This window comes from Achromobacter sp. D7-1, assembly GCF_059760445.1.
Genome location: NZ_JCBAMT010000003.1, coordinates 14,703 through 33,767 on the forward strand (window position 1 = coordinate 14,703; position 19,065 = coordinate 33,767).

The 19,065-nt window shown below is 64.4% G+C and carries 25 protein-coding genes and 2 tRNA genes; 3 read left to right on the plus strand and 24 right to left on the minus strand.

What is annotated here, in order from left to right; translation table 11 throughout:
• Positions 1 to 53: 53 nt before the first annotated feature.
• The 9 genes from AC6LKD_RS02270 to petA form a co-directional block, all read right to left on the minus strand.
• A tRNA-Asn gene (locus tag AC6LKD_RS02270) sits at positions 54 to 129 on the minus strand.
• A 166-nt stretch (positions 130 to 295) separates the two neighbouring features.
• Positions 296 to 502 carry a hypothetical protein gene (locus AC6LKD_RS02275; RefSeq protein WP_013390926.1) on the minus strand — a complete coding sequence of 69 codons (207 nt, stop codon included), beginning with the start codon at positions 500 to 502 and terminating at the stop codon, positions 296 to 298.
• Between the two features lies 1 nt (position 503).
• Positions 504 to 1,262 carry a GAF domain-containing protein gene (locus AC6LKD_RS02280; protein ID WP_498114939.1) on the minus strand — a complete coding sequence of 253 codons (759 nt, stop codon included), beginning with the start codon at positions 1,260 to 1,262 and terminating at the stop codon, positions 504 to 506.
• A gap of 217 nt (positions 1,263 to 1,479) precedes the next feature.
• A tRNA-Thr gene (locus AC6LKD_RS02285) sits at positions 1,480 to 1,555 on the minus strand.
• A gap of 67 nt (positions 1,556 to 1,622) precedes the next feature.
• Positions 1,623 to 2,072 carry a ClpXP protease specificity-enhancing factor gene (locus tag AC6LKD_RS02290; RefSeq protein ID WP_498114940.1) on the minus strand — a complete coding sequence of 150 codons (450 nt, stop codon included), beginning with the start codon at positions 2,070 to 2,072 and terminating at the stop codon, positions 1,623 to 1,625.
• A gap of 12 nt (positions 2,073 to 2,084) precedes the next feature.
• On the minus strand, positions 2,085 to 2,696 hold the full coding sequence (locus AC6LKD_RS02295; RefSeq protein WP_006388039.1) for a glutathione S-transferase N-terminal domain-containing protein: 612 nt from the start codon (positions 2,694 to 2,696) through the stop codon (positions 2,085 to 2,087).
• A gap of 154 nt (positions 2,697 to 2,850) precedes the next feature.
• Positions 2,851 to 3,702, minus strand: a complete 852-nt coding sequence (locus AC6LKD_RS02300) for a cytochrome c1 (protein ID WP_498114941.1) — start codon at positions 3,700 to 3,702, stop codon at positions 2,851 to 2,853.
• A 23-nt stretch (positions 3,703 to 3,725) separates the two neighbouring features.
• Positions 3,726 to 5,114, minus strand: a complete 1,389-nt coding sequence (locus AC6LKD_RS02305) for a cytochrome b (protein WP_013390930.1) — start codon at positions 5,112 to 5,114, stop codon at positions 3,726 to 3,728.
• Positions 5,115 to 5,188: 74 nt separating this feature from the next.
• Complete coding sequence (gene petA, locus AC6LKD_RS02310) at positions 5,189 to 5,830, minus strand: ubiquinol-cytochrome c reductase iron-sulfur subunit (RefSeq protein ID WP_013390931.1); 642 nt, start codon at positions 5,828 to 5,830, stop codon at positions 5,189 to 5,191.
• A gap of 140 nt (positions 5,831 to 5,970) precedes the next feature.
• On the opposite strand from petA, the gene mscL reads away from it, so the two are divergent.
• Complete coding sequence (gene mscL, locus AC6LKD_RS02315) at positions 5,971 to 6,420, plus strand: large conductance mechanosensitive channel protein MscL (RefSeq protein WP_013390932.1); 450 nt, start codon at positions 5,971 to 5,973, stop codon at positions 6,418 to 6,420.
• Positions 6,421 to 6,546: 126 nt separating this feature from the next.
• Here the strand turns inward: mscL and AC6LKD_RS02320 are convergent, their stop codons facing one another.
• A complete protein-coding gene (locus tag AC6LKD_RS02320; protein WP_492275764.1) occupies positions 6,547 to 7,308 on the minus strand; it encodes an aldolase in 762 nt (253 codons plus the stop codon).
• A gap of 144 nt (positions 7,309 to 7,452) precedes the next feature.
• Between AC6LKD_RS02320 and AC6LKD_RS02325 the strand changes: the two genes are divergently transcribed.
• The gene (locus AC6LKD_RS02325) at positions 7,453 to 8,478 is read left to right on the plus strand and encodes an AraC family transcriptional regulator (RefSeq protein WP_498114942.1); all 1,026 of its coding nucleotides are present in this window, start codon (positions 7,453 to 7,455) and stop codon (positions 8,476 to 8,478) included.
• A 35-nt stretch (positions 8,479 to 8,513) separates the two neighbouring features.
• On the opposite strand, the gene AC6LKD_RS02330 is transcribed toward AC6LKD_RS02325, so the two are convergent.
• The 3 genes from AC6LKD_RS02330 to AC6LKD_RS02340 all read right to left on the minus strand — a co-directional run bounded on the left by AC6LKD_RS02330 (position 8,514) and on the right by AC6LKD_RS02340 (position 11,572).
• Positions 8,514 to 9,845, minus strand: coding sequence for an MFS transporter (locus AC6LKD_RS02330; protein ID WP_013390935.1), 1,332 nt, complete (start codon positions 9,843 to 9,845; stop codon positions 8,514 to 8,516).
• A 55-nt stretch (positions 9,846 to 9,900) separates the two neighbouring features.
• On the minus strand, positions 9,901 to 10,527 hold the full coding sequence (locus AC6LKD_RS02335; protein ID WP_498114943.1) for a glutathione S-transferase family protein: 627 nt from the start codon (positions 10,525 to 10,527) through the stop codon (positions 9,901 to 9,903).
• 268 nt (positions 10,528 to 10,795) lie between these two features.
• Positions 10,796 to 11,572 carry a Nif3-like dinuclear metal center hexameric protein gene (locus tag AC6LKD_RS02340; RefSeq protein ID WP_498114944.1) on the minus strand — a complete coding sequence of 259 codons (777 nt, stop codon included), beginning with the start codon at positions 11,570 to 11,572 and terminating at the stop codon, positions 10,796 to 10,798.
• A 19-nt stretch (positions 11,573 to 11,591) separates the two neighbouring features.
• Here AC6LKD_RS02340 and AC6LKD_RS02345 point away from each other — a divergent pair, with 19 nt between their 5' ends.
• The gene (locus tag AC6LKD_RS02345; protein WP_498114946.1) at positions 11,592 to 12,752 is read left to right on the plus strand and encodes a trypsin-like peptidase domain-containing protein; all 1,161 of its coding nucleotides are present in this window, start codon (positions 11,592 to 11,594) and stop codon (positions 12,750 to 12,752) included.
• 37 nt (positions 12,753 to 12,789) lie between these two features.
• Here the strand turns inward: AC6LKD_RS02345 and AC6LKD_RS02350 are convergent, their stop codons facing one another.
• From AC6LKD_RS02350 to hisB, 11 genes are all read right to left on the minus strand, one after another.
• Positions 12,790 to 13,158 carry a helix-turn-helix domain-containing protein gene (locus AC6LKD_RS02350; RefSeq protein ID WP_041652065.1) on the minus strand — a complete coding sequence of 123 codons (369 nt, stop codon included), beginning with the start codon at positions 13,156 to 13,158 and terminating at the stop codon, positions 12,790 to 12,792.
• 79 nt (positions 13,159 to 13,237) lie between these two features.
• Complete coding sequence (tatC, locus tag AC6LKD_RS02355) at positions 13,238 to 14,029, minus strand: twin-arginine translocase subunit TatC (RefSeq protein WP_207473148.1); 792 nt, start codon at positions 14,027 to 14,029, stop codon at positions 13,238 to 13,240.
• Complete coding sequence (gene tatB, locus AC6LKD_RS02360; RefSeq protein WP_424238489.1) at positions 14,026 to 14,550, minus strand: Sec-independent protein translocase protein TatB; 525 nt, start codon at positions 14,548 to 14,550, stop codon at positions 14,026 to 14,028. The genes tatC and tatB overlap by 4 nt, the downstream gene beginning before the upstream one ends.
• 71 nt (positions 14,551 to 14,621) lie before the next feature.
• A complete protein-coding gene (gene tatA, locus AC6LKD_RS02365; RefSeq protein ID WP_013390942.1) occupies positions 14,622 to 14,849 on the minus strand; it encodes a Sec-independent protein translocase subunit TatA in 228 nt (75 codons plus the stop codon).
• 14 nt (positions 14,850 to 14,863) lie between these two features.
• Positions 14,864 to 15,232, minus strand: coding sequence for a histidine triad nucleotide-binding protein (locus AC6LKD_RS02370; protein ID WP_013390943.1), 369 nt, complete (start codon positions 15,230 to 15,232; stop codon positions 14,864 to 14,866).
• 17 nt (positions 15,233 to 15,249) lie between these two features.
• Positions 15,250 to 15,600 (minus strand): phosphoribosyl-ATP diphosphatase, encoded by a 351-nt coding sequence (locus AC6LKD_RS02375; RefSeq protein WP_013390944.1) that lies wholly within the window; start codon positions 15,598 to 15,600, stop codon positions 15,250 to 15,252.
• Positions 15,597 to 16,001 carry a phosphoribosyl-AMP cyclohydrolase gene (gene hisI, locus AC6LKD_RS02380; protein WP_492275772.1) on the minus strand — a complete coding sequence of 135 codons (405 nt, stop codon included), beginning with the start codon at positions 15,999 to 16,001 and terminating at the stop codon, positions 15,597 to 15,599. The genes AC6LKD_RS02375 and hisI overlap by 4 nt, the downstream gene beginning before the upstream one ends.
• Positions 16,002 to 16,135: 134 nt before the next feature.
• Entirely contained in the window at positions 16,136 to 16,954 is an 819-nt protein-coding gene (gene hisF, locus AC6LKD_RS02385; protein WP_492275773.1) for an imidazole glycerol phosphate synthase subunit HisF, read from the minus strand.
• The gene (gene hisA / locus AC6LKD_RS02390; protein WP_006224535.1) at positions 16,951 to 17,691 is read right to left on the minus strand and encodes a 1-(5-phosphoribosyl)-5-[(5-phosphoribosylamino)methylideneamino]imidazole-4-carboxamide isomerase; all 741 of its coding nucleotides are present in this window, start codon (positions 17,689 to 17,691) and stop codon (positions 16,951 to 16,953) included. The genes hisF and hisA overlap by 4 nt, the downstream gene beginning before the upstream one ends.
• Before the next feature lie 56 nt (positions 17,692 to 17,747).
• Positions 17,748 to 18,443, minus strand: a complete 696-nt coding sequence (gene hisH / locus AC6LKD_RS02395) for an imidazole glycerol phosphate synthase subunit HisH (protein ID WP_013390947.1) — start codon at positions 18,441 to 18,443, stop codon at positions 17,748 to 17,750.
• Between the two features lie 34 nt (positions 18,444 to 18,477).
• Complete coding sequence (gene hisB / locus AC6LKD_RS02400; RefSeq protein WP_498114948.1) at positions 18,478 to 19,065, minus strand: imidazoleglycerol-phosphate dehydratase HisB; 588 nt, start codon at positions 19,063 to 19,065, stop codon at positions 18,478 to 18,480.

Below are 19,065 nucleotides of genomic sequence, written 5' to 3' on the forward strand. Positions count from 1 at the left end.
TTCAAATGCAAAAGGCCCGCAACAAGTTGCGGGCCCTTCAGTACTGCATTCTTTGGCTCCCCGAGCTGGGCTCGAACCAGCGACCTGCGGATTAACAGTCCGTCGCTCTACCGACTGAGCTATCGGGGAACAGGTAGAGGGGGCGAATTATGCACAAAAAATGGGAAGAATGCAAAACGGGGTGGGCGCGGAAGGTCGACGCGGCGAACATTTGCCTGTCTTACCAAGGCGCGGGCGCATGCAGCGGGCATTTGCCGTACTAAAACGCAGTCCGGGTGGGGCAGTACCAACGGGGTCAGGCGGGAACCATTCCCTTCAGTGCCGACGGCGGGCCAGCGTCTTCAATGGCTCCTTGCCGAATACCCGTGCTGCCACTTGTAATGGCGCGCAACCCGTAGTCCGTGAGTATCAGTTCCCGAACCTGGATTACCGCGCCCGGCCTGGAAATGAGTCGGGATCCCTTGAAGAAGGCTTCAGGTTTCTTGCTGGCGGCAGTGGTCATATCAATACCTTTTGGTGACGAAGTCGCTGATGGCTTTGGCGTCGGCGCCTACGATCTCCGCGACATCGTTGCGTTCGAAAAGCGCACGGTCGCTCGAGTCCATATAAATCACGCCTACGGGATGCTGGCCTGAACGGTCCAGGACAGGCACCGCCATTGCCGAATAGCGCCCCGGCCCAAGCCGGCGGGCTTGGGTCGCCGTATAACCCCATTCAAGCACCAGCTCCGCACGGAGTTGATCTTCCGTTCGGTGCTGGCTGGACATGACCAGCGGTGTTTTGCTGCGGACGGCCCTGCCCGCGATGCCGGTGTGCACGGGAAAGGTCCGCCCTGCGCCCTCACCGCCTGCGCCCGCGTAGTTGATGATCTGCTCGATTTCCCGCGGTTCATGGACGGGAGGAACGACACGGTGGAAGGTGGTGCGCAGGTCGGCTCCGCACTTGCGCTTGTTGCACCATTCGGCAAGCATGGTGTGCATTGTGGAAACCGCTGCACCCAGACCTTCGTGGACGACGTCCGGCCCGTCCATGTCGTCTTCGGCGCGTGCCACAGCCACGCGAACCAGCGCAGCCAGAATCAGCCAGACGCCAGTAGCCGCCGTCAGGCCGAACATCCATGATTCCAAGAGCGGTTCGCGCCAGCTCTTCACTGCGGCGGTTCCGGCAACGAGGATGGGCGGTCCGTTGAACAGGACTTCCCTGGGCCACCGCTTTTGCCAGAGGCGCTTTTGCCGCACGCCGGGGAGATGATTGATATGCATGGAACCGTGCCTTCTGGGCGGAACTTGGCGCGATTGTAGTCAGCGATTTCGCGTAAAGGCCTGGTTGCAGAGTCCGGCGGCGCGTTAATAGGACCAAGTGCCATGAGCGGGTTCAGAGCCGGGCGTTCAGGGCCGGATTCGGGCAATAAAAAACCCGCGCCGTCATAGCCGGTGCGGGTTTTTCAGATCGTCTCTAGACGGATCTGCATCTGGAATCTGGTGCCGGTGAAAGGAATCGAACCCTCGACCTTCTCATTACAAGTGAGCTGCTCTACCAACTGAGCTACACCGGCGCTGCGTGCCAGGCGCACGCGAAGGGCTGCATTGTAATGAAAAAAATGCAGGCCTTGCGTGGATGCCTTATTTGACGATGGTCAGGCGCGGACGCTTGGGTTCGTCGTCGTCTCCGCCGTCGTCGCCAGGGGCAGCGTCGGCGTCGGAGCTTTCGGGCGCGGCGGGGGCCGTCGCGCCCTGGGCGCCTGCTTCCGGCGGTTCGTAGGGCTGCACTTCGAAGCCCATGCCGGCGCCGGTTTCGCGCGCGTAGATGGCGCTGACGGCGCCCACGGGAACGTAGACGTTTTCGGTCACGCCGCTGAAGCGGGCCTGGAATTCGATGAATTCGTTGCCCAGCGTCAGGCGGTTGGTGGCCAGCGTGCCTACGTTCAGCGTGATCTGGCCGTCACGCACATGGGCGACGGGCACCATGGTGTGCTCGTCGACCTGCACGGTGATGTAAGGCGTGTAGCCGTTATCGGTGCACCATTCGTGCAGCGCGCGGATCAGGTACGGTTTGGTCGAAGTTTCACCCATCACGCAACAGCCTTAGCGACGCATCACTTTTTCCGAAGGCGTCAGCGCTTCGATGTAGGCCGGACGCGAGAAGATGCGTTCGGCGTACTTTTGCAGCGGCGCCGCGTTCTTGGGCAGTTCGATGCCGTAGTGGTCCAGGCGCCACAGCAGCGGAGCCACGGCCACGTCGAGCATGGAGAATTCCTCGCCCAGCATGTACTTGTTCTTCAGCAGCATGGGGGCCAGCTGGGCCAGGCGGTCGCGGATGTTCTGGCGGGCGTTGGCCAGCTTCTTTTCGTCGGGCTTGGCGCTGCGGTCTTCCAGCGTCGAGACGTGAACGAACAGTTCCTTCTCGAAGTTGTAGAGGAACAGGCGGGTGCGGGCGCGCATGACCGGGTCGGCGGGCATCAGTTGGGGATGCGGGAAGCGCTCGTCGATGTACTCGTTGATGATGTTCGACTCGTACAGGACCAGGTCGCGTTCGACCAGAATGGGCACTTGACCGTACGGGTTCATCACCGAGATGTCTTCGGGCTTGTTGTACAGGTCGATGTCGCGGATCTCGAAATCCATGCCTTTCTCGAACAACACGAAGCGGCAGCGTTGCGAAAACGGACACGTGGTTCCGGAATAGAGCACCATCATGGCGGTAAGTCCTTTATTGAAAAACGAAAGGCCAGCGCCTTAATCTAGCAGGCGCTGGCCCCAATTGCCAGGCGGGATAGGCGTACAGCCCTATCCGCCAATTCCGTCCCTAATTGCAATCGGGGACGGATAAAAACCTGGCGGGGCGTTGCGGTTAGCGCACGTGTTTCCAGTACGAGGCATTGAGGCGCCAGGTAACCAGGAAGAACAGCAGCAGGAACAACATGACACCGACGCCGAGACGGACGCGGAATGTCTGGACGGGTTCGGCCATCCAGGACATGAACGCAGTCAGGTCGGCGACGTCGTTGTCGTATGTTGCGACTTGGGCCGGGTTGGCGGCCTTAAATTTGGCATCGAAGGTGGCATGGCCGTGGTAGTTGGCTACCGGTTCGGCCTTGACCGTGGAAAAACCCTGTGCATCGTACACCGTGGTGACGCGTTCCCAGGTTTTGGGGGCGTCACCCTTGGTTTCTACCTCGTGCATGGCGACGGTCGTGAGCTCGCGCGGACCCTGCACTTCCCAGAGGGCGTGGGGCATGCCCACGGCCGGGAAGACCAGGTTGTTCCAGCCCGTGGCGCGCGACGTGTCGCGGTAGAAGGTGCGCAGGTAGGTGTAGATGTAGTCGGCGCCCGAGGGGCCGGCGTTCACGGATTTGGCGCGCGCGATCACGGACAAGTCCGGGGGCGTCGTGCCGAACCACTGCTTGGCATCCTTCGGGGTCATGGCGACGTTCATCATGTCGCCGACCTTTTCGCCGGTGAACAGCAGGCTTTCCTTGATCTGCTGGTCGGTCAGCCCGATGTCCTTGAGCTTGTTGTAGCGCATCGAGGATGCGCTATGACAGTTCAGGCAGTAGTTGACGAACAGCTTGGCTCCGTTCTGCAGCGACGACATGTCGTTGACGCGGTACGGGGCCTTGTCCAGCGGGTAGCCGCCGCCGGCGGCGAGGGTAACGGTACACGTGAGCATCAAGGCCACGGCACCAATCAGCTTCTTGATCATGGTTAATCCGTTATCTGGTGGGCTCAGTGGGCGTGGAACGTGACGCGCTCGGGCACTTGCTTGAAAGTGCCCAGGCGGCTCCAGACCGGCATCAGGAAGAAGAATGCCAGGTACAGCAGCGTGCCGATTTGCGACGTGATGTTCAACGGCGGACTGGGCGGCTGCGTACCGATGTAGCCGAGCACCAGGAAGTTGACCATGAAGATGCCGTAGATCCATTTGTGCCAGGTCGGGCGGTAGCGGATCGACTTGACCGGGGAATGGTCCAGCCACGGCAGGAAGAACAGGATGACGACCGTGCCGCCCATGGCGACCACGCCCCAGAACTTGGCGTCGATCACGCGCAGCAGCACGGCCACGACGATCAGGATGCCAGGGACGGCGATGCGCATGAAGCCCTTCAGGTTGCTCTTGACGAGCAGCGCGATGGCGCCCAGCACGGAAGCGCCCGCCAGCACCCAGGTGAACTCGTCGGTGGTGGCGCGCAACATCGAGTAGAACGGCGTGAAGTACCAGACCGGGGCGATGTGCGGAGGCGTCTTCAGCGAGTCGGCAGGGATGAAGTTGTTGAACTCGAGGAAGTAGCCGCCCATTTCCGGCGCGAAGAACACGATGAACGCGAATACCAGCAGGAAGCCGGCCACGCCCATCAGGTCATGCACGGAGTAGAACGGGTGGAACGGGATGCCGTCCTTCGGGCGGCCGTACTTGTCCTTCGGGCCTTGCTTGATCTCGATGCCGTCCGGGTTGTTCGAGCCGACTTCGTGCAGCGCCACCAGGTGGGCCGCGACCAGGCCCACCAGCACCAGCGGGATGGCGATGACGTGGAAGGCGAAGAAGCGGTTCAGCGTGGCGTCCGACACGACATAGTCGCCGCGGATCCAGATGGACAGCTCAGGACCGATGAAGGGAATGGCCGCGAACAGGTTCACGATCACCTGTGCGCCCCAATAGGACATCTGGCCCCAGGGCAGCAGATAGCCGAAGAAGGCTTCCGCCATCAGACAGAGGAAGATCGCGACGCCGAAGATCCATACCAGTTCGCGCGGCTTGCGGTAGGAACCGTAAAGCAGCCCGCGCAGCATGTGCAGGTACACGACGACGAAGAACATCGACGCGCCGGTGGAGTGCATGTAGCGCACCAGCCAGCCCCATGGGACTTCGCGCATGATGTATTCGACGGACTGGAACGCGCGTTCGGCGTCCGGCTTGTAGTGCATGACCAGGAAGATGCCGGTCACGATCTGCAGCACCAGCACCAGCAGGGCCAGTGAGCCAAAGAAGTACCAGAAGTTGAAATTCTTCGGTGCGTAGTACTCGGACAGATGGGCTTTCCAGGTGGAGGTCACCGGGAAGCGCCGGTCCAGCCAGCCCAACAGGCCTGTCGTCTCGACGGTTTTCTCGCCAGCCATGTAACGGCTCCTTCTCTAATACGTGGCGTATTTGTTTTACTTACGTAATTCGGGAAAAAAGCGCGACGCGAGCGTCAGGCCTTGTTGTCTTCATCGACGCCCACGATGATGCGGGTGTCGGTGAGATATTGGTACGGCGGGACTTCGAGGTTGTCGGGCGCGGGCTTGTTCTTGTAGACACGGCCAGCCAGATCGAACGTGGAGCCGTGGCAAGGACAGAGGAAACCGCCTTGCCAGTCGGCGCCCAAACCACCGCCGCCGCCTGTTTCGAAGTGCGAGGTAGGCGAGCAGCCCAGATGGGTACAGATGCCGACGCAGACGAAGAGCTCGGGCTTGCGCGAACGGCCTTCGTTTTCGGCGTATTTGGGCGTGAAGCCGGGGCGTTTGGAGTCAGGATCGGCCAGCAAGGCGTCCTGGGTCTTCAGACCGGCGAGTTGTTCAGGAGACCGGTGGATGATCCAGACCGGCTTTCCGCGCCATTCAACCGTCTTCATGGTGCCGACGGGAATGTCGCCAATATCCACTTCTACGGGAGCTCCGGCCGCGCGGGCTTTTTCGGAGGGAGAAAACGTGCTCACAAGCGGCACTGCCGTTGCGACACCTGCTACGCCACCCACAGCACAGGCGGTGGTAACCCAGAAACGTCGCGAAGGATCAGGTGGCAGGTTGGGATCAACCGCACCGTCATCATCGTGCACCAGCGTATCCTGACTCATCTTCCTATCCTTGTTGATGCGCCCGCTCTACGAGTAGCATCACTTCTGCGGCATCGGCTTCGCGGGAATTTGTAACAACATAGCAACCGCGTATTATAGCGCCAGCCCACTCACGGGCGTATCACGAAGGGAGTGCTTTTATGAGCAAAGCGACTGGTTTCGTCAAAGAATTCCGAGATTTCGCTGTCAAAGGCAACGCAGTGGACCTGGCAGTCGGTGTCATCATCGGCGCGGCGTTCGGCAAGATCGTCGACTCGCTGGTCAAAGACATCGTCATGCCGCTGGTCAACTTCATACTCGGCGGCTCGGTCGATTTTTCGAACAAGTTCCTGGTTCTGTCGATGCCGGCCGGCTACAACGGCCCCATGACCTACGCCGACCTCACCAAGGCTGGCGCCAACGTTTTTGCGTGGGGCAACTTCGTCACGATCATCATCAACTTCGTGTTGCTGGCCTTCGTGATCTTCTGGATGGTCAAGGCCATCTACAAGGCCCGCGCCAAGGCCGAGGAAGCGCCGGCCGCACCGGCCGCGACGCCCGAAGATGTGGCGCTGCTGCGCGAAATCCGCGATCTGCTCAAGAAGCCCTGATCCGACACTGCCGCAGGTCCGGGATCCGCGCAGCAGCGGATCGCGGGCCGCGGCAGGCGGACGTTCCCGCCGGCGCATGCCGGCCTCCGCTGAACGATCCGCTGCTTGTTCTCTCCCCCGATAGCCCTATTCCGCAGCCATTTGCCGTTCGACCCGCCGCGCAAACATGGCGAAACTCGCGCGCACGATGCTGGGCTTCAACAGAAAGTCGTGCGATTCGGCCGCCAGCGCGTCATTCACCGGTTTCACTTCGCCGTATGCGGCCGCGGCCTGCAGCTGATTGCGGGCCGCGCGTTCGATCAGTACCGACAGGTACAGCGCTTCTTCGACGCAGGAGCCCGCGGCCAGAAAACCGTGATTGGCCAGCAGGATGCAGCGCTTGTCGCCCAGCGCCGCTGAAATGATCTCGCCTTCCTGGTCGGCGATGGGCAGGCCAGGCCATTCCTTCAGGTGGGCGCAGTCGTTGTGGAACGGCGTTGCGTCCATGTGCGCGACGACCAGCGGCTGGCCCGTCATGGACAGCGTCGAGACGTGGGGCGGGTGCGTGTGGATGATGCATTGCACGTCGGGACGCTGGCGATAGACCCAGAAGTGGAAGCGCACGGCCGGGTTGGGCGTGCCCGGGCCGTCGAGCACCTCCATGTTGTCGTTGATGCGGATGACCGAGGCCGGGACGATTTCGTCGAAGGCCTGGGCCATGGGCGTGGTCAGGAACGTGCCGTCTTCCTGGCGCACGGTGATCTGGCCCGCCAGGGTTTCCGAATGGCCTTCGCTGGCGAGAATGCGGCAGCTCAGGGCCACCTTTTCCTTCTCGCCCCAGTTCCCGAAGTCGAGCTTGTTCGCGGAGCGCGCAAAGAAGGCGTCGGCATGGGCTTGTTTTTCCAGCATGGGGTCTCCTTGGGATAATGGCTCAATTACACGCCCGCCTCTGCCGCCAGCGATTGACCGATCACGAACGAGGGTTGACTCAATGCGACAGGAAGGCAGGCGCTTTTCGGCCAGTGTTGGCCGGCCCGACAGAGTGTTCCCAGCATGCCACGCGCCAGCCAGACAGTGAATCCATCCGCCCGGCCCGCCTGTTCCGAGGCGGATCTCAACTTCGCGCCGCAGTTCCGCCCCTTCTATGCGCAGGAGATCGCGGGCTACGAGCGAGAGCTGGACAAGCTGGTCCTGCCAGGGGAGTTCCGGGCCTTGACCGAACAGCCCAGGCTGCAATTGCAGGCCTGTAGGCTGCGCGCGGGCGGGCTGGTGGTGAGCCTGGAATCCACGCCGATCAGCGTGCACCACCGCGCGGAGCACGCGGCCGACCTGGAGCATGCGGAGTTCCTGGCGAGCTTCGTGATCGCGGGGCACGGCGTCATCGTGCAGAACGAGGCCACGCTGCCGCTGGAACCCGGCGACATCATCTTCCGCACCACCGCGCTGCCTTCCGAAATCCGCATGTACACCGATTCGCGCATCGTGGTGGTCAAGGGGCCGCTGTCGCGGTTGCTGGGCGCGCACAGCCTGGCGATGTCGCAGTTCACGGCGCAGCGCGGCGTGGCCGCCTTGCCGATGGTGCAGACCGCGCATCGCTGCCTGCATCACGTATTCTTCGACAAGGCGGAATCCAATCCCACCTCGTCGCTTTTTGCGGAGCAGGCGCTGCTTGCGCTGCTGGCTTCGATCTATACCAGCCAGGCCTTGGAGAAGATACCGGGCGATGCGCGCGTGCCCGCCGACAACTGGCAGGTGCTGGCCAGCTACATCGATGCCCACATCACCGATCCGGAGTTGTCGGTGCAGGCGGTGGCGGACGTGCTGCGCGTCACCACGCGCTGGGTGCACCGGCTGTTCAAGATGCGCTCGTTGCAATACACCAGCTACGTGCGCGAACGCCGCCTGCAGCTGGCCAGGGAAGCGCTGGAGGATCCGCGGCGCGCACACGTCGAGGTCAAGGAGATTGCGGCGTCTTGCGGCTTTCAGCATGCCAGCCATTTCATCCGCCGTTTTCATGAACGCTTCGGCATGTCCCCCGCCCTGTACCGCAAGACGGCCAGAAGCGGCGACGGCGCATAGGTCCGTGCCGCCTGCTCGTGGCTGGTTGCGGCGTGTCAGCCGCGCCGCAAGTCCTGCGGCGTGGGCTTCATGAGAAACGCCGAGGTGCCGGCGACGATGCCGAGGAAGGCCAGATAGACGCCGACGGGAAGAATGCTGTCGAACTTTTGGACCAGCGTGGCCGAGATCAGCGGCGCCAGGCCGCCGCCGATGGCCGCCGAGAACTGAACCCCGATGGACAGCCCGGAATAGCGCAGCTCCGCAGGGAACTGGGCGCTGTAGAGGCTGGATTGGGGCGCGATCATGATCGCGTAGTTGAAGGCCATGGCGACGAAAACGGCGAGGCTGTATGCCATCAGCGAGCCGCTGCCCACCGCGAGAAAGATCGGGATGGCCATGAGCCCCAGGAACATGCCGCCCCAGCCACAGACGCGGCGCGCGCCGATGCGGTCGGCCAGCACGCCGAACAGCGGAATGGTGAACATCAGCAGGCCTGCGCCGTAGAGCAAGGCGTGCAACGCGTCGGCCCGGCTGAAGCCCAGCTTCGAAACGGCATAGGACACGGAGAACACCAGGAAGGTGTAGATCAGGGTGACCTCGGCGATCTTGCAGCCTATGCAGAGCAGCAGCGACTTGCCGTGCTTGCGCAGCAGCTCGCCCAGGGGCATCTTGTCTTCCAGGGGCTGCCTGGCCAGCGCCTTTTCGCGCTTGACCTGTTCGAACTCCGGCGACTCGTCGATGCCGTGGCGGATGAACAGGCCGACGACGATGAGCACGGCGCTGGCCAGGAACGGCAGGCGCCAGCCCCAGGACAGGAAATCCGCTTCCGGCAACCGCGTCACCAGCGCGAAGGAACCCACCGACAGCAGGATGCCCAGGGGCGCGCCCACCAGCGGCAAGCTGCCGAAGAACGCCTTCCACTTCGGTGGCGCGTGCTCGACCGCCATCAGCATGGCGCCGCCCATCTCGCCGCCGAACGACAGCCCCTGGCCGATGCGCAGCACCACCAGCAGCACCGCCGCCGAGATGCCGATCTGTTCATAGGTCGGCAGCAGTCCGATGAGCACGGTGCATATGCCCATCAGCAGCAGGCTCAGCGTCAGCATGGACTTGCGGCCGATGCGGTCGCCGAAATGGCCGAACAGGATGCCGCCGATGGGCCGCGCCAGCATGCCGCTGGCGAACGCGCCGAAGGCCGCCAGCGTGCCGGTTACCGGATCGAATTGCGGGAAGAATATCTTGTTGAATACCAACGCCGCGGCGGTGCCGTAGGCGAGGAAGTCGAACGCTTCCACGGCGGTGCCGATGACGGTCGCGACGGCGACCCGGAACAGGTTCGGTTTCTTGTGTGATTGGGTAATAGGCTGCGCGGCCTGTATGGCGTCCATGTGGTTCCCTCTTGTCTTGTAGTAATAGTTTTTGTGTTTGTGGTCGCGCGCGGGCTCAGGGGCCCGGCGGCACGTATCCCGGCAACTGCTGTATGCGTTTGCGCCATGCCGCGATGGCGGGATAGGCGGCCATGTCGATCGCGGCCTCCTCGGCCAGCGCCAGGTAGCCGTAGCAGGCAATGTCGGCCACGCTCGGCGCATCGCCGCCTGCCAGCCATGTGTTTTCCGCAAGGCGCTTGTCCAGGCGTTGCAGCACGCGGTCCGTGCGGGCTTGCATGCCGGGCACGTCGAGCAGCGCCTCGCTCACGCCCAGGTGGTGCGCGGCTTCGGCGTTGCTGACCACGCGCGTCAAGCGCAGCGGCTGCAGGCTGTTGGCGATTTCATTGGCGGATACCGATATCCAGGCGTGCATGGCGCCGATGCGCGCCAATGGCGCCAGCCATTCGGGGGCATAGTGGTGCGCCAGGTGCAGCAGGATGGCGTGGCTGTCCCAGATGGCGGTGTCGCCATCGGTCAGCGCGGGGATCTGCTGGAAGGCGCTGACGCTTGCGAATTCCGCGGTCTGGTTCTTGCGGGCCAGTACGTCGATGAATTCGCTTTGGTAGTTCCGGCCGATGAGCGCAAGAAAGAGGCGGACCTTGTAGCAGTTGCCGGAGCGCGGGTGGTCGTAGAGGGTCAGCATTCCATGGCTCCGTGTGTAGGAGGCCCAGCCGGAAAAGGCGCGGCCGCGGGCGATTGGATGGAATGCTAGGGCTGCGGACTGCGCCCGGAATTGACAGGGAGAGAACCGCGATTGACCAGATGCGACGCACAGCCGCCGCCTTGATCGCGCCCTCTGGTTTTCCCCTAGGCAAGTCCGGCCGATTCGGACGCTGGCGGTATGCGCGGCTGCCGCCGCCGTGAAACGAAAACGCCCCCTTGCGGGGGCGGATGGCGGGGCGTAGCGGCGGCTATGCCGGGTTGTCGATGTCGACGAAGTCGACCTTGATGCCAAAGCGTTCCGCGACCGCCTGCCCCAGCGCCTGCACGCCATAGCGTTCGGTGGCGTGGTGGCCGGCGGCGATGAAGCCCACGCCGGTCTCGCGCGCAAGGTGCACCGTGGATTCCGAGACTTCGCCGGTGATGTAGGCGCTGGCGCCAGCGTCCACGGCGTCGCCCAGCATGCCTTGCGCGCCGCCCGTGCACCAGGCCACGCGCGTCAGCGGCAGGTCCGGATCGCCCACCACCAGCGGCTGGCGGCCCAGGCGCTCGGCCACGCGCGCGCCCAACTGGCCGAGCGTCGCCACGCCGTCGGCGGCGCCCAGCCAGACCAGGTTGTCGGGACCACAGGTCTGCGGCGCGCCGTCATCGCGCAGCGCGGGCGTCAGGCCCAGCACGCGCGCCAACTGCGCGTTGTTGCCCAGCGTGGGATGCGCGTCCAGCGGCAGGTGGTAGGCGTACAGGTTCAGGTCGTTTTTCAGGGCCAGGGCCATGCGTGCGCGGCGCGTGCCGATCACGCGGCGGTCCTCGTTGCGCCACATCCAGCCGTGGTGTACCAGCACCGCATCGGCGCCGCGTTCGACCGCCACGCGCAGCAGGGCTTCGCTGGCCGTGACTCCGGCGATAATGTGTGCGATTTCGGATCGGCCTTCCACCTGCAGCCCGTTGGGGCAATAGTCCTTGAAGCGCGCCGCTTGCAGGGTATCGTCCAGCCAGTTGGCCAGGACGTGGGAGTCCACTTTACTCATAGCTAGTCCTATCAGAATCATGCGCCGATATTGGCTGATCTTTGCTCAGGCCGTCACGGTCTGCCTGGGTATTCTATTCGTGGTGACGACCTTGCGGCCCGACCTGCTGCGGCTGGCCGGGCCGGCGGCAGGGCCTCAGCCCGCAGCTGCGGCCGCCACACCGCCGGCGGTACGTGCCCAGGCCACGGTGTCCTATGCGGATGGCGTGGCCCGCGCCGCGCCGTCCGTGGTCAACGTATACACCACCAAGCACGTGAACGTGCCGCTGATTCCGCTGCCCGACGATCCGGTGCTGCGTCAGTTCTTCGGCCAGGTGCCCGGCGTGACACGGCGCCAGGCCTCGACCAGCCTGGGGTCCGGCGTGATCGTGAACCAGGACGGCTATGTGCTGACCAACTACCACGTGGTGCAGGCCGCGGACGCGATCGAGGTCGCGCTGGCGGACGGCCGTCGCGATGCCGCCAAGGTGGTGGGCGCGGATCCGGACACCGATCTGGCCGTGCTGAAGCTGGCCACCTTGCGCGCCTTGCCCGCGGCCACGCTGGCGCCGGACCGGGGCTTGCGGGTGGGAGACGTGGTGCTGGCTATCGGCAATCCGTTCGGCGTCGGGCAGACCACGACGCTGGGCATCGTGTCGGCGCTGGGCCGCAACGGGCTGGGCCTGAACACCTACGAGAACTTCATCCAGACCGATGCTGCGATCAACCCCGGCAATTCGGGCGGCGCGCTGGTCGACGCCGCGGGCAATCTGGTCGGCATCAATACCGCCATCTATTCCGAATCGGGCGGGTCCATGGGCATAGGCTTTGCCACCCCGATCGAGATCGCGCGCAAGGTCATGGACGAGATCGTCAGGACCGGCGGGGTCAAGCGCGGTTGGCTGGGCGTGGAGCCGCAGGACGTGACGCCGGAACTGGCGCGGGCGTTCGGGCTGGATCGCGACACCCGCGGCGTGATCATCGCCGGCGTGATGCGCGATGGACCTGCCGCGCGTGGTGGCTTGAAGGTGGGCGATATCGTGCAGTCGGTCAACGACAAGCGCATGGCGGACACCACCAGCCTGCTGTCGGAGATTGCGCAGCTGCCGCCGGGCCAGAGCGCCAAGCTGGGCATACTACGCGGCGGCAAGCCGGCAGAGCTGGCCGTGGTGGTGGGTACGCGCCCGGGCAAGCCGCGCTAGGAACGGGCCGGGATTTCGCACGGGGCGCGGCTGGAAGTCAGGTCGCGGCGGGGTCTTTGGCCATCAGGCGCACTGCCGACACGATGGCCTTCTTGGTGCTTTCGGATTGATTGCGCAGCAGCGCCCAGATTTCCGTGCAATAGCCGTCCGGGGCGCCTTCCGGCGGGCCGACGCTGCCAGGCGGTGCATCCCCGCCCGGCCCCACGCCATCGGTCAGCCAGGGCACGCTGGTGTCCAGTGCGCGCGCCAGCCGCAGCAGGGTGGCGCGAGACGGCGAATAGCAGTCTTCGCGCATGAGGATGCGATGGATGCAGGATTGCGGCACGCCGGAAATGCGCGCCAGCTGGTTCTGGCTTTTGATGCCGCGCCATCGCATCAGGGTGTGCAGTCTTTGGGCGAGTGACATGAGGGCAATGTAGAGTTGCCGCGTGTCGCCCACAAGGTGAAACGGTCCTGCTTTGTGGGCAGGACCGTCCAGAGGAAGATCAGTGGCGTTCGGTCAGCGAATCCGAGCTGGCTTCGCTCTCCGTTCCTGGTTTTGGCGTGACCATGCGGGCGCAGATCAGTCCGACCTCGTACAGCAGGCAGAGCGGCACGGCCAGCATGAACTGGCTCACCACGTCGGGCGGCGTGACCACGGCGGCGATGATGAAGGCCCCCACCACCACGTAGCCGCGGGCGGCCTTCAGCTTGGACAGTTCGACCACGCCCATCTTCACCAGCAGCACCACGGCCACGGGTACTTCGAAGGTGATGCCGAAGGCCATGAACATCGTCATGACGAAGCTCAGGTAGGCCTCGATGTCCGGCGCCGGCGTGATGGACTGCGGCGCGAAGGTGGCGATGAAGTGGAAGACCGTGCGGAACACCACGAAATAGCAGAATGCCATGCCCGCGATGAACAGAAAGGTGCTGGAAATGATGAGCGGCAGCGCCAGGCGCTTTTCGTGCCGATACAGGCCGGGCGCCACGAAGGCCCAGGCCTGGTACAGCACCACGGGTAGCGCCACGATGAACGCGGCCATCATCGTGACCTTGACCGGCACCATGAACGGCGTGATGACGCCGGTGGCGATCATGCGGGTGCCTTCCGGCAGCGAAGCCAGCATGGGCTGGGCCAGCACGTCATAAATGGCCGACGCGCCGGGGTAGATGAACAGCACGATGAACACGACGACCACGGCGCCAACGGCGCGCAGCAGGCGAGTGCGCAATTCGACCAGGTGGGAGATGAAAGTCTCCTGCTGGCCCTCTTCTTGGGTGGCGTCCTGGGTCACGTCGGTGTTCCGGAGGGCGCGACGGGCTTGGCGGCGGGCGCGGCGTCGTCGGCCTTGGGCGCGCTGGGCGCGGGTTGTTGGGTTGCGGCGGGGGCGGGTACGGCCGCCGGCGGCAGGTCCAGGTCCAGGCTGTGGTTCTGGCCGGGGGGCGGCGCGATGCTGCGCTCGGGCTCGGCAGGCGTGTCGCTGGCGGCGGCCGGTTCGGCCTTGATGCTGGCTTCGCGCGCGACCTCGTCGAGTTCGGCGCGGAACTGCTGGACGGGTTCCTGCAGCGAGGCCTGGGTTTCGTTCAGCGACTGTTGCACGCCCTGGGCGGCATCTTCCATTTCGCTCTTGAACTTGCGCAGTTCGTCGAGCTCGATTTCGCGCTGGATATCGGATTTCACGTCATTGACGTAACGCTGCGCGCGCCCGAGCAGGTGGCCGACGGTGCGGGCAACCTTGGGCAGGCGTTCGGGGCCGATGACGATCAGGGCGATGACGCCGATCACCATCAGTTCAGTGAAGCTGACATCAAACATTCGACGGCCGCTCGGGAGTGGATGCAATAAGGGCCGGCCTTTTCAGGACGGCCCGGGAGCCGAGCAGGCGCTCAGGAGTTGGATTTTTCCTTGGCCTGCACGTCGATGGTGTCGCCGGAGACGCGCTGCTGCGCGATCGGTTCGGCCGGCTTGTCGCCGTTGGCGTCCTTCATGCCTTCCTTGAAGCCCTTGACCGCGCCGCCCAGGTCCGAGCCGATGTTGCGCAGCTTCTTGGTGCCGAAAATCAGCGCCACGATGACCAGGACAACCAACCAATGCCATATGCTGAAACTACCCATGATGTTTCTCCGAATTACGCGTTGGGGGCCACGCGCCCTTTCCAGGGTCGCGAACCGCCGATGATGTGGAAATGCAGATGCGGGACTTCCTGGCCGCCTTCGACGCCAGAATTGATCATGATGCGAAACCCGCCATCAGGGCCCGGACGGCAACCGTTTTCAGCGGCTAACCGCGGCGCTAATGACATCATTCTACCCAACCATTCTGCGTCCTCCCCCTTAATATCCTGCATGGATGTGACATGACGTCGAGGGATCAGCAATAAATGTACCGGCGCGGCCGGATTGATGTCGTGGAACGCAACAAAGTCCTCGTCTTCGTAGACTTTCTTGGACGGGATGTCGCCAGCGGCGATCTTGCAGAAGAGACAGTTGTCGCTCATTTTTCCGGGTTCCGTGGTCAGTCTTGCGGGCGGCTCGCCTTTTCCGCCAGGCCGGACAGGCCTTCGCGGCGGGCCAGTTCGGCCAATACGTCTTCGGGCCGCAGCTTGAAATGCGTCAAGGCCACCAGGCAATGGAACCACAGGTCGGCGGTTTCGCTGACGATGCGGTCGGGCACGCCGTCCTTGGCGGCCATGACCAGTTCGGTGGCTTCCTCGCCGATCTTCTTGAGAAAGGCGTCGGGGCCCTTGGCCAGCAGCTTGGCGGAGTAGGAGGCTTGGGGATCGCCGCCGTTTTCGGGGCGGCGGGTTTCCAGGGTATCGGCGATGCGCGCCAGGATTTCTGCGGCGCTTGCGGCTTGAGCGGTCATTTGTAGATCAGTTCGGGGTCTTTCAGGACGGGGTCCACCGTGATCCAGGAGGCCTGGTCGGACTGGCCTTCCAGGCGGCGGTAGAAGCAGCTGGCGCGCCCGGTGTGGCAGGCGATGCCGCCCTGCTGGTGGATCTTGAGCAGGATCACGTCGCCGTCGCAGTCCAGGCGCAGTTCGTGCACTTCCTGGGCGTGGCCGGATTCTTCGCCCTTGCGCCACAGGCGCTGGCGCGAACGTGACCAGTAGACGGCGCGCCCGGTAGCGGCCGTTTCGGCGAGCGATTCGCGGTTCATCCAGGCCACCATCATGATCTGGCCGTTTTCGGCGTCCTGTGCGATGGCGGGTATCAGGCCGTTTTCGTCGAAGACGACATCGGCCATCCAGGCGGGTTCGTTGCTCATCTCATTCATCCATTGTCCTCGCGCGGCAGCTTGCGGACCGCCACAGTCGCGTGGGGACTCATAATCTTACGGCAATACCTTGTTGCACGCCTGACCGGGGTTCCCCGAAGCGCCGCAGGCGCCCGGGGCAGGGACTACATCCGGACTGGGATGCCCTGATCGGCCATGAAGCGCTTGCACTCGCCCACGGTGTGCTGGCCGAAGTGGAAGATGCTGGCGGCCAGGACCGCGCTGGCGCGGCCGGTGGTGACGCCGTCGGCCAGATGCTGCAGGTTGCCCACGCCGCCCGAGGCGATGACGGGCACCGGCACGGCGTCCGAGACGGCGCGCGTGAGTTCCAGGTCGAAACCGGACTTGGTGCCGTCGCGGTCCATGCTGGTCAGCAGGATTTCGCCGGCGCCGTAGGCGGCCATGCGGCGCGCCCAGGCCACGGCGTCCAGCCCGGTGGCCTTGCGGCCGCCGTGGGTGAAGACTTCCCAGCGGGCGGGTTCGCCGGCGGCCGACACGCGGCGCGCGTCGATCGCCACCACCACGCATTGCGAGCCGTGGTAGTCCGAGGCTGCGCGCACCAGTTCCGGATTGGCCACGGCGGCGCTGTTGATGCTGATCTTGTCGGCGCCGGCATTCAGCAGGCGCTGGATGTCGGAGACCTGGCGCACGCCGCCGCCCACCGTCAGCGGAATGAAGACCTGCGAGGCCACCTGCTCGATGATGGGCAGGATCAGGTCGCGGCCGTCGCTGGTGGCGGTGATGTCGAGGAAGGTGAGTTCGTCGGCGCCCTGCTCGTTGTAGCGGCGGGCGATCTCGACGGGGTCGCCTGCGTCGAGCAGGTTGACGAAGTTCACGCCCTTGACGACACGGCCCGCGGTGACGTCAAGGCAGGGGATGATGCGGCGGGTCAGCGCGCTCTGTGCGGGCGCGCCGGCCCCGGGGGTGCTGCTGGAGGTGGTCATTTTGCCAGTTCGTCGGCGCGCGCCTGCGCTGCCTGGAAGTCGAGCGTGCCTTCGTAGATGCTGCGGCCCAGGATGGCGCCTTCGACGCCCTCTTCTTCGACGGCGCAAAGGGCTTCGATGTCCTGGATGCCGGCGATGCCGCCCGATGCGTAGACCGGGATGCGCACGTGCTGGGCCAGGCGGACCGTGGCTTCGACGTTGACGCCGGACAGCATGCCGTCGCGGCCGATGTCGGTGTAGATGATGGCTTCGCAGCCGTAGTCCTCGAACTTCTTGGCCAGGTCGAGTACGTCGTGGCGGGTCAGCTTGCTCCAGCCGTCGGTGGCGATCTTGCCGTCGCGGGCATCCAGGCCGACGATGATCTGGCCGGGGAAAGCGCCGCAGGCGTCCTGCAGGAAGCCGGGGTTCTTGACCGCGGCGGTGCCGATGATCACGTAGGAGATGCCGGCGTCAAGGTAGCGCTCGATGGTGTCGAGGTCGCGGATGCCGCCGCCGATCTGCACGGGGATGTCGTCGCCGACAGCGTCCAGGATCGCCTTGATGGGGGCTTCGTTCTTGGGTTTGCCGGCGACGGCGCCGTTCAGGTCGACCAGATGCAGGCGGCGCGCGCCTTGGTCGAGCCAACGTGTGGCCATGGCGGCGGGGTCTTCAGAGAACACCGTTGCATCGTCCAGGTCACCCTGGCGCAGGCGCACGCAGCGCCCGTCTTTGAGATCGATGGCGGGGATCAGCAGCATGGTGGGCAGCGAATAAATATAGGGGTTGAAAGGGCTGGCGGGCGTGGGCTTGGAGCCTACGGCTGCCAGTCTACAAAATTGCGATACAGGCGCAAACCGTGCTCGGCGCTCTTTTCGGGGTGAAACTGCACCGCGAAAATGTTAGCTGCCGCCACCGCGCAGGTAAAGGCGAGGCCATACTCGGTTTCACCAACAGTCAGGTCCGGATCTTCCGGATCGGCGTAGTAGCTATGGACGAAATAGAAGTGCGTGTCGTCCGGAATGCCGGCCCAGATAGGATGAGAGCGCGTCTGACGCACTTTGTTCCATCCCATGTGCGGGACCTTGAGACGTTCGGGGCGGGTGTCGGCCAGGCCGGCGGCGCCGGTATCGGCCAGGCAGGCGTCGTCATCGCTGACGGGGTCCGCAAAGCCAGGGCCCGCGAAGCGGCGCACCACGCCGGGGAACAGCCCCAGACAGGCGGTGCCGCCTTCCTCGCTGGAATCGAACAGCATCTGTTCGCCCACGCACACGCCCAGCAGGGGCTTCTCGCGCGCGGCGCGCACGACGGCCTCGCGCAGGCCGGATTCGTTCAGGGTACGCATGCAGTCGGCCATGGCGCCCTGGCCGGGAAACACGACGCGGTCGGCCGCGGCGATTTCCTGGGGCTGGCTGCAGATGCGGATGTCGGCATCGGGGGCGGCGTATTTCAGGGCGCGGGCGACGGAATGGAAATTGCCCATTCCGTAGTCGACGATGGCGATAGTGGTCACTTCTTTCTGCCTGCTGCGGGGTGGAGGGCGGAGGTTACAGCACGCCCTTGGTGGAGGGCACGACGTCGCCCATGCGGGGATCGACTTCCATGGCCATGCGCAGGGCGCGGCCACAGGCCTTGAAGACCGTTTCCGCCTGGTGGTGGGCATTGACGCCGCGCAGGTTGTCGATGTGCAGCGTGATCAGGGCATGGTTGACCAGGCCCTGGAAGAATTCGCGCGTCAGGTCCACGTCGAAGTCGCCGATGCGGGCGCGGGTGAAGGGGATGTGATATTCCAGGCCAGGACGGCCCGAGAAATCCACCACCACGCGCGACAGCGCTTCGTCCAGCGGCACGTAGGCGTGGCCGTAGCGGCGCAGGCCGGCCTTGGTGCCGACCGCCTTGGCGATGGCCATGCCCAGCGTGATGCCCACGTCTTCGACGGTGTGGTGCGCGTCGATGTGCAGGTCGCCTTCCGCCTTGATATCGAGGTCGATCAGGCCGTGGCGCGCGATCTGGTCCAGCATGTGGTCCAGGAACGGCACGCCGGTGTCGACCGTCTGCTTGCCGGTGCCGTCGATATTGACGGCCACGCGGATGCGGGTTTCGTTGGTGTTGCGGGTGATCTCAGCGGTACGCAT